This window comes from Flavobacterium sp. 9 (assembly GCF_002754195.1).
In the GTDB taxonomy this organism is placed as follows: domain Bacteria; phylum Bacteroidota; class Bacteroidia; order Flavobacteriales; family Flavobacteriaceae; genus Flavobacterium.
On record NZ_PEEU01000001.1, the window covers coordinates 1536894 to 1552937 of the forward strand.

Annotated in this window: 17 protein-coding genes; 16 read left to right on the top strand and 1 reads right to left on the bottom strand. The window is 32.5% G+C overall.

The window, feature by feature from the left end; genetic code table 11:
* Nucleotides 1-13: 13 nt before the first annotated feature.
* The 12 genes from CLU81_RS05580 (at nt 14) to CLU81_RS05635 (ending at nt 11779) form a co-directional block, all read left to right on the top strand.
* Nucleotides 14-1216, top strand: coding sequence for a hypothetical protein (locus CLU81_RS05580; RefSeq protein ID WP_144444471.1), 1203 nt, complete (start codon nt 14-16; stop codon nt 1214-1216).
* A gap of 58 nt (nt 1217-1274) precedes the next feature.
* A complete protein-coding gene (locus CLU81_RS05585; RefSeq protein WP_099708919.1) occupies nt 1275-1466 on the top strand; it encodes a hypothetical protein in 192 nt (63 codons plus the stop codon).
* Nucleotides 1467-1713: 247 nt separating this feature from the next.
* A complete protein-coding gene (locus tag CLU81_RS05590) occupies nt 1714-2934 on the top strand; it encodes a hypothetical protein (RefSeq protein WP_099708920.1) in 1221 nt (406 codons plus the stop codon).
* A gap of 260 nt (nt 2935-3194) precedes the next feature.
* Nucleotides 3195-5426, top strand: a complete 2232-nt coding sequence (locus CLU81_RS05595; protein WP_099708921.1) for a pyocin knob domain-containing protein — start codon at nt 3195-3197, stop codon at nt 5424-5426.
* Between the two features lie 439 nt (nt 5427-5865).
* On the top strand, nt 5866-6060 hold the full coding sequence (locus CLU81_RS05600; protein ID WP_099708922.1) for a hypothetical protein: 195 nt from the start codon (nt 5866-5868) through the stop codon (nt 6058-6060).
* A 67-nt stretch (nt 6061-6127) separates the two neighbouring features.
* On the top strand, nt 6128-6598 hold the full coding sequence (locus tag CLU81_RS05605) for a hypothetical protein (RefSeq protein ID WP_099708923.1): 471 nt from the start codon (nt 6128-6130) through the stop codon (nt 6596-6598).
* Between the two features lie 20 nt (nt 6599-6618).
* Nucleotides 6619-7176 carry a DUF6046 domain-containing protein gene (locus CLU81_RS05610; RefSeq protein ID WP_099708924.1) on the top strand — a complete coding sequence of 186 codons (558 nt, stop codon included), beginning with the start codon at nt 6619-6621 and terminating at the stop codon, nt 7174-7176.
* Entirely contained in the window at nt 7169-8473 is a 1305-nt protein-coding gene (locus CLU81_RS05615) for a hypothetical protein (RefSeq protein WP_099708925.1), read from the top strand. The genes CLU81_RS05610 and CLU81_RS05615 overlap by 8 nt, the downstream gene beginning before the upstream one ends.
* Before the next feature lie 10 nt (nt 8474-8483).
* Nucleotides 8484-9482 carry a hypothetical protein gene (locus tag CLU81_RS26955; protein ID WP_199174551.1) on the top strand — a complete coding sequence of 333 codons (999 nt, stop codon included), beginning with the start codon at nt 8484-8486 and terminating at the stop codon, nt 9480-9482.
* 3 nt (nt 9483-9485) lie between these two features.
* Complete coding sequence (locus CLU81_RS05625; RefSeq protein ID WP_099708926.1) at nt 9486-10115, top strand: DUF4280 domain-containing protein; 630 nt, start codon at nt 9486-9488, stop codon at nt 10113-10115.
* Nucleotides 10116-10125: 10 nt separating this feature from the next.
* A complete protein-coding gene (locus CLU81_RS05630; RefSeq protein ID WP_099708927.1) occupies nt 10126-11133 on the top strand; it encodes a hypothetical protein in 1008 nt (335 codons plus the stop codon).
* A 4-nt stretch (nt 11134-11137) separates the two neighbouring features.
* Complete coding sequence (locus CLU81_RS05635; RefSeq protein ID WP_144444472.1) at nt 11138-11779, top strand: hypothetical protein; 642 nt, start codon at nt 11138-11140, stop codon at nt 11777-11779.
* Between the two features lie 70 nt (nt 11780-11849).
* On the opposite strand, the gene CLU81_RS05640 is transcribed toward CLU81_RS05635, so the two are convergent.
* Nucleotides 11850-12650, bottom strand: coding sequence for an XRE family transcriptional regulator (locus CLU81_RS05640; protein ID WP_089350580.1), 801 nt, complete (start codon nt 12648-12650; stop codon nt 11850-11852).
* A gap of 284 nt (nt 12651-12934) precedes the next feature.
* Here CLU81_RS05640 and CLU81_RS05645 point away from each other — a divergent pair, with 284 nt between their 5' ends.
* The 4 genes from CLU81_RS05645 to CLU81_RS05655 all read left to right on the top strand — a co-directional run bounded on the left by CLU81_RS05645 (nt 12935) and on the right by CLU81_RS05655 (nt 15995).
* A complete protein-coding gene (locus CLU81_RS05645) occupies nt 12935-13510 on the top strand; it encodes a hypothetical protein (RefSeq protein ID WP_099708929.1) in 576 nt (191 codons plus the stop codon).
* A gap of 113 nt (nt 13511-13623) precedes the next feature.
* Complete coding sequence (locus CLU81_RS26625) at nt 13624-13803, top strand: hypothetical protein (RefSeq protein ID WP_110889218.1); 180 nt, start codon at nt 13624-13626, stop codon at nt 13801-13803.
* 304 nt (nt 13804-14107) lie between these two features.
* A complete protein-coding gene (locus CLU81_RS05650; protein WP_099708930.1) occupies nt 14108-15439 on the top strand; it encodes a DUF2586 domain-containing protein in 1332 nt (443 codons plus the stop codon).
* A 130-nt stretch (nt 15440-15569) separates the two neighbouring features.
* Nucleotides 15570-15995 carry a hypothetical protein gene (locus CLU81_RS05655; RefSeq protein WP_035684757.1) on the top strand — a complete coding sequence of 142 codons (426 nt, stop codon included), beginning with the start codon at nt 15570-15572 and terminating at the stop codon, nt 15993-15995.
* Nucleotides 15996-16044: the final 49 nt, after the last annotated feature.

The window sequence follows — 16044 nt, forward strand, 5'->3', positions numbered from 1 at the left end:
AAAAAAAATCAATATGAAAAAAGTAATTATACTGTGCATGTTAATCATGGGGATGATGGCTGGCGCACAAAATCAGATTATTACAAAACCCTTACAACTGAGCACAGTCAACAAAGGCTTTGCTAATGATAGCGTACTTGTTTGGGGAAAAGATAAAACTGTAAAGTTTATGCCTAAAAGCAGTTTCGGTACTGGAGCATCAACTCATATTACAGCCGGCTACAACGTAACTATTAACGGATCAGGAAATATAAACAATCCATATGTAATCAACTCCAACTATCCAACAAATGGAGCAAGTTATTCTGATAATCCGTTTACAGCCTACTGTTTTATTTATCCAGACAGAGGTTTTCAATACTACAAACAACAATCTCCAGATAATGAAGGAAGATCTATTCAAACCACCTATTCAGATTCAAGTATAAAATATTCGTTACAAGCACCAGAAAATAATAGTTTTAATATTGGATTCGAATTAAAATTTCCAAAACCTATTTCTAGCTACTATACCAGAACCTTCCCAATATCTGTTAATGGGAATTTTGCTGATGCAAATGGAAATATATCATTATCTCAAAATGAAGTTATTCCAACTTTGCAATCTGTAATTAATGCGGGAAATTCTATTTCAAATCCTGAGGGAGATAACTTAAAAATACTACAAGACGATGGAGAAGGGTCTATAAATAGAAAGCTGATCGATATGACCACAAATGGTGTAGGTTTGAAGATCAATAACACTAACATTGGTATTTACAACGAAAGTTCGGGCAATTATCAATATGGTATGCTTTTATTAGACTCTGAAGGATCTAAAGGAATGGCACAGCTTAATGCTATCAAATACTCACAAGGCTGCGCAATATCATTTAACAATCAAGAAGGCGCGATTGGAATTTACGGTACAAGCGCTTCATCAAGGCCAATGATTGAACTTCAAAAAAGCTCAAAAGGTCCGGCAATTTACATAGAATCTACAAGTACTTCAGCGCCTTTAGTAGTTTCTAAAGCAAGTTCCGGGGGTTATTCTCCTTCAAACAATCTATTTTCTATCAATAGTACAGGTAGTTTTCAGGTTAATTTTTTTGATGTTATTGCTCCAGCATCTGCCACTCAAAAAGGTGTTGAAGGTGAAGTAAGAATAACCCGTACTCATATTTATGTTTGTACTGCAACAAATACTTGGGTTCGTACTGCTTTATCTACCTGGTAATAAAATGCTCTAACATCTTGAAACTACACTATTCTACTAAACTTAAACCTAATATTATATGTATAAAACAAAAATTGCTGTAATCGTTAGTCTTTTAATTGTCTTAACAGGCTTTATCGATACTAAATTCGATCTTTTGCAAGAAGCAGGTTTTTCATTGATAACCGTCAACAGAATTAAATTGATTGGTTTGTTTTTATCGGCTGCATTACCAAGTATTACACCTTTGTTTTTGAAAGAAGAAAAGTAAAATAATTCTAAAAAGCAGAAAAAAACTGTATTCAAAAATAAAGTATTACGTCACTTTTAAACTGAGACACTCAAGATTATTGGAGGCATATATTTTCTGATAGTCTTGGGTGTTTTATACAAATGTATTAATACAAACTTAGCCTCATTATTGTGGTTAAAACAAGTTTATATTAATACTGAAATAATCAATTTTCCGCTAACAAACTTCATGTAACAAAACAACTTAATTCAAAGAAAACGAACAAATGAAAGAAAATATGGAAAAACAACCTGACAAAACACAAGCATTATTACACACTCAAAATATAAATAAACCTTTAAAATTAAATACCGTCAATAAAGGTGAACCAACTGACAATGTTTTAGTTCATGGTGCTAATAATGAAATAAAATCTATTCCTTGGCGTGAGTTTGGCATTAGTTCAATCGAAATTAAGGGTGAATATTCTAACAATCAAGAAGCTCTACAAAACGGTTTAGTTGATGGAGATATTTATAGCTTACCCTTAGATACAAACGGAAATAATACTGCCTTTTTAGCAGTAGTTAAAAATGCGTCTCTTGCAATTCTAACTTTAACGTGGGCAAATATTGATGCGGACCTTTCCTCTTTTAGGATTAATGACAAATATAGTTTATCTCAATGGGAAGATCATTTTTTATCCAGACTAGATTCGTCAACTATATCTAGTTTAAAAATTACAGGAAATACAATTATTTTCAAATTCCAAAATCCAACATTAATATCTAATGTCGATTTATCAAATATGCGTTTAATTGATGTAGAATTAGAAAATTTTAATCAAATGACTTATTTAGGATTAGATAATAATAACCTAACTCACTTCGATCCTAATATACCTTTACCTGAAAGTTTAAACCGAATAGGTTTAAGTGGAAATCAACTAACAGATTTCAATCCTACACTCCCGTTGCCTTATAATTTAAATACCTTAGAAATCAGATTTAATCAATTAACAAATTTTAGCCCAAAATTACCATCTGGTTTTATGACGCTTTGGTTAGACAGTAATAATTTAGAAACGCTAGGAATTATTGATTCTTTACCTTCTAATTTAAGATTTTTAGAATTAGCTTATAATAAATTATCCGATTTTAACCCTTCTATTCCTTTACCGCAATATATGACAAATTTAGGGTTAATGGGCAACAATCTAACGGATTTTAATCCAACATTACCTTTACCAAATTCTCTGAATTATCTAAATTTAAACGGTAATAAATTAACGAAGTTTAATCCTTCATTACCATTACCTGATTCACTCCGTCAAATATACATAACCTCAAATCTAATAAATAACTCAAGTTGGAATAATGAAACCCAATGGATAAGTACAGCACCCGACAAAGGAGTTATTAGTTCAATGTCTAACACAAACACGATTATAGGTACAACAACGGAAACGCTGCTTTTGGCAAAAGACTGGAAAATTCAAATATTTTAAAAATAATTTCCTTCTAAAAAAACAAAAGCTCTTACAAAAAAACACTCACAAAACCAGCAATTATTTGTTTTACAAAACATTAGATTAATTAGTTTTCTACTGAAACTACTGAATATGAACTGCTTATCTTTCATTTTTCAGCCTTCTTCTGCCGTATTTTTACACTCTCAAATCACAGTACATTCTGTACAAAAGCGACACTCACAAATTCGAGTTTCTCAAGATCTACAATTTAATTTCGTAATCAATTCCACTATAATATGGCAACAAATATCAATACCATTTTAGGCTGGTTTAAAACTGGCAATAAACCAACTCAAACACAATTTTGGAATTCCTGGCAGAGCTTTTGGCATAAAGATGAAGCAATACCACAAAGTAGTATTACCAATCTGAAAAGTACACTGGATTCTAAAACAGATGAATCACAATTCGAAAGTCACAAACTTGATCGAGCAGCTCATGCTACTTTGTTTGCGGCCAAAGAAGATAAAACCCAAAAAGGTATTTCTAATGGATATGCTCCATTAAACAGTTTTACAAAATTGGCAAGTCAATATTTAGACATAATAAATGACTTGGTTTCCGGTGGTTCTACTTCACTTTTAAGCGCAGAGCAAGGAGTGATTCTGCAAAACCAAATTAACAATATAAATATATTGTTAGCTTCAGACAATATAAACCTCAACACATTTCAGGAAATTGTTGATGCTATTGAAGTCGTTCAAACTTCAATAAATTCTATTTTGGTAAATGATTTGACAACTGGCGGAACAACCAAAGCTTTGACTGCTGAAATGGGAAAACTGTTGCAGACTACAAAAGTCGATAAAGCTACAGGGAAAAGCTTACTTGCTGATTCCGAAATTAACCGTCTTACAACGCTCTTCAATTATGTACATCCGGCAAATCATCCGCCAAGTATTATCGCTCAGGATATCAATAATAGATTTGTAACAGATGTTGAGAAAGCAACTTGGAATGCTAAGCAAGCTTCACTTGGATTTACTCCTGAAAATGCAATCAATAAAAATATTCCAAACGGATATGCCGGACTTGGTGTTGACGGAAAACTGATCTCTTCGCAAATTCCTTCAATAACCATTAATGACACTTTTGTTGTTACTTCAGAAACTGAAATGTTGGCTTTAAGTGTAGAAACCGGAGACATCGCAGTAAGATCTGATTTAAATAAATCTTTTATCTTAAAAGGTAAAAATCCAACAATAGTATCAGATTGGCAGGAATTGCTTACACCAACTAGTGATGTAACAACCGTTTTTGGTCGTAATGGAGCAATTACAGCTCAAACCGGAGATTATACAGCTGACCAAATCACCGAAACAGCAACAAAGAAATTCCAATCTGCAAATCAGCAAGCGTTTAATGATGCAACGTCCAGTATTCAGACACAATTAAATTCAAAAGTATCAAATGCAACCCATACAGGTGATGCAACAGGTTCAACAACTTTGACGGTAAAAGGAATTAACGGAACTTTACTTTCAGGATTAGCAACAGGCATCTTGAAAAACACAACTGCTACTGGCGTTCCTGTAATTGCAACGGCAAGTGATTTTCCAATATTAAATCAGGATACTACAGGAACGGCAAATAATGCAACAAAGCTTGGTGGGCAATCCTCTACATATTATGCTCCAATTAATTCACCAACATTTCAAGGAAGTCCAACAGCTCCAACTCCGGCATTGGGAACAATCAATGAGCAATTAGCCACTACAACTTTTGTCGCACTTACAAATTTAGATAACGTAAAAACATCTGGAAATCAAACTATAAACGGTAGTAAATGGTTTAATGGTTCTGTATTATTTGACTCTGGAGTTATCTTTTTAAAACAACCTTCTAATTCAGCATACAATACGATAATGACACTGCCGGATGGAATAGTAATTAGCCATAATTCTATTGGTAATTTTAGCACGGAATTAAACTCGCACGGTATAAAATTTGGTAGAGCAACAGTTCAGGCAGAATTAAATACAGATAATTTAACAACTTCCAGAACTTTTTTAATTCCAAACCAATCGGGAACTCTGGCATTAAAAGGAGATTTTTTAACAACACCCTCAGGTGACACTTTAAGACCTGCACTGATAATTCCAAATGGACATTTAACTACAACTCCACAAGATGGAGCAATTGAACGTGATTGGAACGGAGTATTATGGGAAACTCATGGCGGACTGAGAGAAAAAATAAACGTTCCGGATGTTCCTTATAAAAGTATTACGAATCTAAACACGTTATTTACAAGTTACAGACGAAGCTCTGTTAATACTTGTCAGGTAAATTCTCAAAGTGAATTTGCTCCTGATACTTCTCCATCATGGGGAATGTTAACAAGTTGCAAAACAGATGATGCCGGAGATTATGGAACTCAAACCTATATTTCGATGGGAACGATTCCTAATACTTATGTTCGAAATTGCAACAATGGAACATGGTCTGCGTGGGTAAAATTAAATTAAGCTACACATTAAAAAATAGATATCTAAAAACAATATTGACCTAAACCTTACGCCAAAATCAATTGAAAAGTAAAATCCCTTTTCTCGATTTTGGCGTATTTTTTTTGACACTAAAAACCTGTTTTGACTAATCCAAAAAATCATTCATTAAACCTCTATCAAATAACCATAAACAACAACAACAACAACAACAACAACAAACACCTTAAAATCAATAAATTAAACACCATTTATTTTCTACTGAAACTACTGAAAACACGGCTCCAATTTTTCTTTTTTCTCGCACTTCTGCCGTATTTTTACATACTCTAATTCCAACTATTAGTTTGCCGAAAAGGCACAAAAAAACTCCTGCTTTCAAAATATTTCTGAAAGTGGACACCTCAACTATACACGTAATTCAAATCATCATATTAACAATTAAAACAATAAGCGAATCATGGATTATACACCAAAAGATTTAGGAGAAACACCTAAAACACCAGACATGAGTAATTTCAAAAATCCTTTAACGCAAGCATCAGAAGGAAGCATTTTTATAGAAAGCTTTAACATCGCAACTTTAAGTGTATCTGAAAAAAGCGAAAGTCTGTGCGAAGCCATTAAAAAAGAAAGCAGAGATTCTAATATTTAATATTCGAAAATTATAAAGTTTAATTCTGCACCGGAATAAAAAGACAAAACCGCTAAAAAACAAAAAAATGCCAGACGAAACAGCCATACAAAACTTAAAAGAAAAATACGGAACCGTATTAAAACTTACCTCAGCCGACGAATTAACAACCACTTATTGCAAAAAACCTTCGTTCAATACCTTCTTAAACTATCAAAATATATACAAAGACAATCCGCATGAAGCAATCTTGTTTTTATTTAAGGAATGTGTTCTTGATCAGGAAAACTATGATGATGAATTCATGCTTTCGGCAGGAAATTCAATTGTTGCTATGATCAAAAAAGACAGCGAATTTACGATAGATGCAACTCCGCAAAAAGACGAATTCAAAAAATCGGCTGCACTTATTAGACAAGCTTTTCAGGTCGATCCTTATCAACTTTCTATGGATGAGTTTTACAAACTTCTAGAAGAAGCTCTTTGGTTACAAAAACACAACGAGAAAAGAATGGAAAATACAATCATGACCGCTTTTGCACAAACATTTTCAAATTAAAAAACAAAAAATAAATCATTATGAAATTCAATTTTAATGTAAATGAAGTTTTAGATACCAAAGATCCCGAATACACAGGTATTAATTATAACGAATCTGAATCGAAAGATTTTATTATCGACAAAACCGGAGGCGAATTTAACTTAAGAGTCTTTGCTCCATTAGTTTTTGAACCTTTGGTAAAAGCCGATCTTAATCTGCCAAGTTTACGAATAGATGCCGTTACCGTAAATCTAAATCGTTCAAAAGTCATCAAAAAAGAAGGAATCGAAGGAAGAGATTCAACCATAAAAGAGCACATTACAAATGGCGATTTCAGCGTTTCGATAGAAGGATTAATTGCAAGTGAAACCGGAGATGAATATCCAAAAGAAAAGCTTTTTTTATTGAAACAATTCTTAAATGCGCCTTATTCTTTAAGAGTAACACACGCAATTTTGAACCGATTTGGTATTTATGAATTAGTGATCGACTCCTATTCTATCCCATCAATTTCGGGAACAAAAAACATTCAAAAATTTACTGCCAGCGCCACATCAGATGAAACTGTAGAACTAATAATCAGAGACAATGCTTAAACTAAATGCCCGAATCAAAGTCTACGAAACGATACGACTTATTCCAACTCCAAAATATTATGAATTTACTTATGTCAAAAATGTAGACATAAACAGTTCGTACAAATCCCTGACCGATACAGCAACTCTTGTAATGCCCAAAAAAGTATATACGGATACTAAAGGATTCGACCAAAACTTATTTGCAAATGCAAGCGGTGAAGAAAAAACAATACATGATTTCTTTAAAGTCGAAAATTTCATCGAAATATTTCTGGGATATGATGGCGATTACAAACCGGCTTTCAGAGGTTATATTACAGGAGTTCAATCAGATATAACAACTGCTACAATAACTTGTGAAGACACAATGTATGCTTTCAAAAAAGTAAAAGCCGTAAAAGATGACGATGTTCAAAACAAAAATGATGTTCTAAATCTTGTTGCAACAAATCCAACAACAAATGTTGAAAATTTTAATCCTAAAACTTTTTTCGAAAAAAGAATTAAAGAATTAAAATTACCTTTTAAAGTAAATGCACTTGACGAAGAATTGGGTAATATACTGGTTAACAGAAACCAAAGTCTGGCACAAGTTTTTGAAATGTTAAAAGACAAAGGAATCTATACTTATTTTAAAACCGAACTAACCGGTCCTGTTCTTACCATTACCAATAATCCGCAACAGCATACTTTTGCTGAATTGGGCGGATTTATCACTCGAAATTTCATCAAAAGTCCGTTGGCTGGAACACTTGTCAAAAAGTTAATCAATCAGGGACTTAGTATTTTAAGTTCTCAATTGGATAAAGCCGGGAAATCAATTTCCGGAAGTTTTCCCGGAAAAGCACGTTTTAGATTTCGTTATAATATTATCGAAGACAAATTAGTTGTCGTTAACGAATCTACGAAAAACACGCGTACTCGAGTTGAGAAATACTTTAAGAACTCAAACACTCCAATTTACATTGAATTAGGCGATCCGAACGGACAATTAACAAAAACCCATGTTTTGCATAATGATACTGACGATTTGCCAAATGATCCAACTGCTTTCAAAAAAACAACTACGCAAATAGCTTCAGAATTGTATCAATATGCCGCTTTGAGAGCAATGGAATCTAAGCCAAGCGGGTTTGAGGGTTCTTTCCTGACTTTTGGTGAGCCTTTTGTGCGACCTACAGACAAGGTGATTCTTGAAAACGCAAAGGATAAAGAGAAAAATGGAACTTTTCAGGTCGAAAAAGTAGAACGAAGTTTTGGCGAAAACGGTTACAGACAAAGGATTTTTATAGGACGAAGAGTAGAAGCAATTTAAAAAAACAAAAATGGGAAATATAACAGATCTAATAAAAGATGTCGCCAATAAAAATCAAATGATTGAAACTTTTGCGGCAAAAGTCATCGAAATAAATAATGAAACAGAATCACCTCATAATACAAAAGATGCTTATACGGTAAATATTATGCGTGCCGATGGCGCCATACTTAAAAACGTACGATTGAAAGCTTCAATACTTGATGTAGAACAAGGAATTATTACTATTCCTAAAAAAGACAGCTGGGTTTTAGCTACCATTATTGACGGAGTAGAAACGAGAGCGTTTGTTTCGCAGTTTTCTGAAGTCGACAGAATTATGGGAAGAATACAAGCTACAAATGACCCAAAGTTATTTCTTGATTATAGCGCTGATGGCAATAAACTATATGTCCGCTATATAAAAACCGATATCCAAACGGAAAGCGATGAAAATAAAATTGTAAATATTGCGCAAATAGAATTCAACAAGAATCAAGATTTTAAAATTAGTTATTTTGATGATGATGAAAAACCATTGGCAATTACAGATTTCACATCTAACAGCTTAACAACAACTTTTAACTCCATTGAAAACAAAGAAGTAAAGGAGCGCTTAGTTCTGACTGCTTCAAAAGAAAATGTTTCTTTCAAATTTAAAAACAGCACAGGCAAAGAATTAAATTCAATGGTTGCAACTCCTGAGAATTATGCCATTTTATTAAAAAACGATGACGATAAAAAGCAAGCTTCTCTCGCTATTGAAAGAAGTAAAATAGCAGCATACTTATTCGAAGATGATGAGCTTAAGAAACTATCATTTGAACTAAACGGAGAAAGCGATAGTATTCGATTAAAAAAAGATGATCAGAATTTAATTGAACTAAAAGGAAAAACAGCCATTACTTTAAAAAGCGAAGGAGATATTAACATCGAAGCAAAAAATATAAATATTAAATCGACTGAAAAAATCAATATTAATGCCACAGGAGATACTATTATTAGCGGAGATAATGTAAAAATCAATTAAATTATGGCTACCAAATATGTATGTAAAGGTGCATTATGTGCCTGCGATAAAGGTGGTATTGGGGGTGTTTTGGACGTGAAATCTCAAAACAAAATTTTTATTCAGGAAAAATTGATGGCTACCGATAGTGATATAACTTTCGAAACTCCTCTTACTGGAATCTGTTCAATAACTCAAAAAACATGTAGTCCTGCTTTAGTGCCTAAATGGGAAAAACCTGCAAGTAATGTATTCGAAGGAGATAAAAAAGCTCTTTTACAAACCTCAACCCTAAAATGTACTGTTGGAGGAAATATCAATATTACAGATCCGCTTCAAACTGGGCCAAAAATAGTTGTACTTGATAATTATTCACCGCCTGTGATAACACCTTTGACAAAGGAAATATTAAATATTACCTGGAAAAATGGAGATTTGGATAGTGAAATAGATACTGCAAATATTGGAGACAAAGTAAGTCTGGTTGTAGAAACAAAAAACTACAAAGAAGGAGAAACAGTCGTTGTTATAATAGATGAGATGGACGGAAAAGACGTCAAAGAAAACACCAAACAAGTAAAATTTACTGGTGAAGTAAATGCAGATGGGCTTGCCATTTTAAAAGAAGAAATCGCAATTGAAAATGTAAACTAATAACTAAAAAATGGACAGAACATTTAGAATAAAAGAAGTTAATGGTAACACTAGTTTTCAAGATAAGAAGTTATTTGTAAAAAAAAAGCCAATAAATCTTATGATTGTCCTGGACGATGATAGTAAGGACCAATTTAGCGATACAAAAAATAATATTTGGGCGATAAGATACAATCAGACATTTTCTGACATCGCTTTTTTTCAAGCTTTAAGCGACAAATACGAATTTAAAAACATTTGTATTGTACATCATGGATATACTTTTTCCGATCGCTCTTTCAATGAGGATAACAAAATACATTTGGATACGACGGTTATGAAGGAAATAAAGAAAGCTGTCTTAGCTGTTGGAGAAGAACCCCTAAAAATTACGGACGAATATATAATGCAAGTTTTTGAAAAAAGTAAAACGATCACAATTTTAAACATTCCATTACCTAATAAAACAACGAAAAAACTAATTGGTGTTCCAAAAAAATGGATTCAGGCTTTTTTTAGTTTAAAAATTATAATAAAAGGTTTGTTAGATAATGGTTGTCTGTTTTCCGCCGCATGTTGGGAAGGAAAAACTCCAGATTTTCTAATTGAATTGGCTAGCTTTTCAGATAAAAAAATTAAAGTATTTGGAAGTATTAATTACATTAAAGTAAGTCAAACTAATGAATATGAACAACAAGGAAAGCTACTTTTTAATGGATATGGTTCCATATTAAATAACTTTTTGGTAGCACCAGAAGATTGGGTTGACACTGGCGGATGGGTATATTATGATTCTGAAACAGCTACCACAACTACCACAAAAAAAGACTTATGGATATTTAGTCATAATAGTTCAAAAATATATCAACTAATAAGCAGGACTAAAAGATTAACAACAGAACAAGCTGAAAAATTAAATTATGCTCAACAATATTTTTCAAAAAGTTGGGAAACATTTTACATCACTAAATATAAAAAACCTATTTTTGATATTTGGAAAAAAGCAGTAGAAACTAAGTATCCTGAATTTAAAGAATAAATTTATGACGATTATAAGAATCATTTTGTGTCTTAGCTTATTGACTACAACTATTGCAAACGCACAACGTAAGACTTCAAAGCCAAGCGGACCTGAAAGCAATAAGAGTCAAAAAGTAACTGAAACAAACTTTAACCTTTCAAAACGAATTAATTTTTATCCTTTTAATAAAACTTCTCAAATAAAAATCATATCGTACAATTTAAATTCTGATGGTATGACCAGAGTTTCAAGCGAAACTTATGACAAAGAAACAGGAAAAACTGTAACAAATCTTGATTATAATATTGGTATTGAGCTCCCAAGAAAAAACCTAGATTCACTTTCACTGGAAAATGTAACTCAAATTAAAACCTTAAATCTTTCGCAAGTAGAAAAATTATCGGATATATTGTACAATACTTGTTCCCGATTAAATGCTAATTGCTCACAGACCATCAGAGGTTGTTACCTGCCAAGAAATGCTATTTTATTTTTTGACGAGAACGGTAAAGTATTTGAGTATTTAGAAATATGTTTTGAATGTAAAACAAAAGAAACATTTGGAAAAATAGAAAACTTAGATTTAAGTGATTATATGTACAACGATTTAGAAAAATATTTTAATAATCTAGGTATCAAAACAAAATACGAAGCATCAAAATAAATTGCTTATCCAAAGTAAGCATGAAAACAAAAAAAAACTGCAACATAAAGTTGCAGTTTTTTTGTTTTATTTAGTTTAGCTTTTTCCTCAAAGTCTCTTCCATTTCGTAGAATTTACTTTCGAGATCGTGAATCTTTTCATAAATATTAATTGGATCCGGCATTTGTTTAGAAGCATACATACTTGCGTACCAAACTTCCAGAATATCCTCGGCATAAATAGAATACATCGGGTAATTTCCGTCTCTGTTATCAGATTTCAGGATTAATTTTCCGCTTTCTCTAATTCGGTTTAAAACCCTTTTTACCACTACTCCATCATTCTTGCTGATAATAACATAAATTCTTCCGTCAAGAATATCATCAAAATTATCAACGTATTTCCCAAAAAGATAATCTCCGTCATGGATTGTTGTAGACATCGAATTTCCTTTAATTTCAAAACATCTATAAGTTCCGTTTTTTAGCATTGGCATACTAAATGAAGGAAGCGTTTCCATATATTCCGGATCCGAATAACCGTCTAAATAACCTGCACGGGCTTTTACTCCAACAAAATTAATATTTTCTTCACCGTCTTCATTTACCGTAATAATCTTTGGCAGATTTAAACCAACTTCAGCAGTTGTTTTATTGGTAAAAATTTCATCACTATCTCCAAAAAAATAATCCGGATTTACATTGCAATGTGTAATTATGCTTTGGAGCAAATCAAAACCAGGTTTTGTTCTTTTTCTATCTCCGTCAGCTTGTAATCTTCCAATCGTGATACTATCTATTGTAGTACTGGTTACTCCTATTAACTTCGCAAATGAGTTATTGTTTAACTTCATCTCGTCTATAATACGTTTGATCTTAGTATGTATTTCCATGTTGTAGTTATCTTTATTGTTTTATGTAATATGTTTTAGTCAAAACAAAACATTCCACTATATGTTGCAAAGCTAAATAATATATCTTGAATAATTGCACTCTTTTACTTTTTTTCTTTAAAATAGCTGATTTACAAGCTATTTGTAACTCATTTCTTATTGTATTACTTGAACATCCAGGATAAATAATTAAATCATATTACTGAAATAACTGCATTTTTTAGTGTAATATGTTGTGCAAATCAAAACATATGTTGTATATTTGTAGAAAATAAATCCATCATATGATTCTAAAAGACTTTTATACCGAAAAAAAGAACGCAATCGAAGCGGAGTTCACTTCTAATGCGCCAACAGTTCAACTTTATAGTGATGCTGTTTTTAAAACTTCTATCGAAACGCCGTTAGCAATGTTTAAATACGACACTGTAAACTGGGAAACATCTTCTGAAAAAAATTACAAAGCAGATGTATCATTTTGTTTGTATATCGTATTGCCAGTTGATACTATTTCATCTACAAGTTATGCAAATGCATTTGATATTGCGCAGCGAATTGACAAAGCTGTATTATCTGGCAGCAATAGTAATGCTCATATTGACACTAATTCGACATTTAAAATTAGAGAAAAGCAATGTACAAACGAACATACTTACTGGAACAAAAATGATTATTTCATCTGGGAGATCACTTATAAAACAACATTGATCGAAAACACCTTAAAAAAGAAATACATCCTTTTTAACAACGGACTAAGCAATGAAGAATTAGAAGATCTGGGATACGACTTAACTTCAGGAATAATCGGGATAAATCCAAATCAGCTTCAGGGAGATATTGATCTAAACACAAATAATTAATCAAAAAAAATATTCATCTAAAATCGTTACATCTATGAATTAAAACTCATAAAATCTAAGCCACCAAAAAACCTAAAGCTAAATCAAATTAATCCCATCATTAAATACCACAAATGAAAAGAAGCAGAACACTATTAGACAAAAGGAGAGATTATGTTATTAACTATCTTAATAGAAATCAAGCTAAACAAATGAAAGTTGTAGTATCTGAACTTTCGGATACTTTGTTCCTGACAGAGCGTACTATTTATACTATTATAAATGAAGGTCTCGCTACTGAAGCCCGAGCTTAAAGCACTGAAACTACTGACTTTGACCATCAAAAAAATTGGAAAAAGCAACATTGAATCTTAAATTTGTACTCGATATCAAAAGCAAATTTATCTCTTGGCCAAGAGCAAAATTCAATTAAAAAATCAGTTTTTACAAATCATCCAAAAATAGAAATTCTGCTTTTTGGATTCTGAATTACAAATAGCATTTCAAATAATAAACCATTGACTATAACAAGTTTAACAACTTGTTACAACCCCTCTTTTGCCCTTTTTTGAGCAAAAACCCAAAAACAAATTTTTAAACAATTAAACATTTTATATTATGAGTACATTAAATGATGTAGTAATTACCAAACTATCAGGCGGATTAGGAAGAAGAAATCCAGAACAAGACATGGTTTCAGGATTACTTTTTGACGGAGTTGCGACTGCAAACCTTGCAATTGACAAAGTAGAACGTTTGGCTTCATTAGAAGATGCTGAAGCATTAGGAATCACAGCAGATTATGATGTAAATGGACAATCAGCTTATTACCAAATTCAACAATTCTTCAGAATGAATCCTTCAGGAGATTTGTATGTTATGCTAACTAAAGCAACTTCTTATGACGAAGTAGCAGGAAAAGCAAAAGAAATGCAGGAAAAAGCAAATGGAAACATTCGTCAAATGGCAATCATCTATTCCGGAGAAGCAACATTTGAAGATACATTAGACGCTGCAGCTGTAGCAAAAACACAAACTGAGCTTGCATACGCAGATTACATTCCTTTTGAAGTTATCCTTGAAGGAAAAGGATTTGAAGTTAATGAAGCTACATCTTTGGCCGAATTAAAAGCCGAAAACGTTTCTGTAGTTGTTGCTATGGATGCTGAAAAAGCTTTTGAACAAAAATTATTTAAAAAAGGTACTACTCCGGAAGATGACAAACTATACACTTTAGGTTCTAAAGAAAAATTAGTATTAAAACTGAATTCTACGGATGTTTATAACGTTAGCGATGAAGAAGGTTTAAAAACAGAAAACGGTATCGCTGTTGAATTCATTTACAAAGATTCATACAAAAATACTGCTGCAGTTGGATTAGCATTAGGAGCAATTTCTAAAGCAAAAGTATCTGAGAACATCGCTTGGATCGAAAAATTCAATCTTACTGGTGAAGGTTTTGTAAAAGCAGGCTTCGTAGGAGGAGATGAAGTTAAAACTCTTGGAACTTTAAGCGAATTAAACGAAAAAAGATACATTTTTGCAAGAACACACACTGGTTTAGCAGGAGTTTATTTTAACGATAGTTCTACTTGTACTACAGGAACATCTGATTTTGCTTATGTAGAAAACAACCGTACAATCAACAAAGCAACTCGTTTATTGCGTGCTGCTTTATTACCAAAATTGGCTTCTCCGGTTTTAGTAGATATTGATGGAAAATTGCCACAATCAGTTTCAAAAAGCTTTGAAGGTTTATGCAGATCTGCTTTAGAAGGAATGATCGCAAATCAGGAAGTTTCGGCTTTTGATGTTTATGTAGATCCAAAACAAAACATTTTAGCAACTTCAGAATTAAAAGTAAAAGCAGAAATCACGCCAGTTGGAACTGCTCGTAAAATTATGGTTGACCTTGGATTTAAAAATCCTTTTGGAATCGACAAAGCATAATTTACCATTCACAAAACAATAAAAATTCACCAATGTTATTGCCACAATTCACTTGCTGCAAACGCAACTGAAACAAGGTTATAGCTCCTGAACGTTATCGGGATTATTAAAAAAACAAATAAAGCTACATATGAATAAATTACCATTAATTAACGGACAACAACACAGCTGGTCATCAATTGAAGTAAGTATTGCAGGTAACATCGTTACCGGAATTACAGCTGTAAACTATAGTGACTCAGTATCTAAAGAAAACCATTACGGAGCTGGAGATATGCCAGTTCACAGAGGTAGAGGAAAATATGAGGCAAAAGCTTCAATCACTTTATACAACTATGAGGTAGAAGCAATCTTAGCTGCTTTGCCAAAAGGACAAAGATTACAGGATATTAATCCTTTTAGCATCATCGTAAGTTACCTTGACGATAGTAACGAAGTGATTACACATACAGTAAGAAACTGTGAGTTTAACTCAAACAGCAGAGGAATTAGCCAGGGAGATACTAAAATTGCAGTTTCTTTTGACTTGATCTGTTCTCACGTTGAGTGGAACTAATCTGCCGATAAATTCCTAAAACCATAATCCCCTTCCCTGTCTCTAAAAC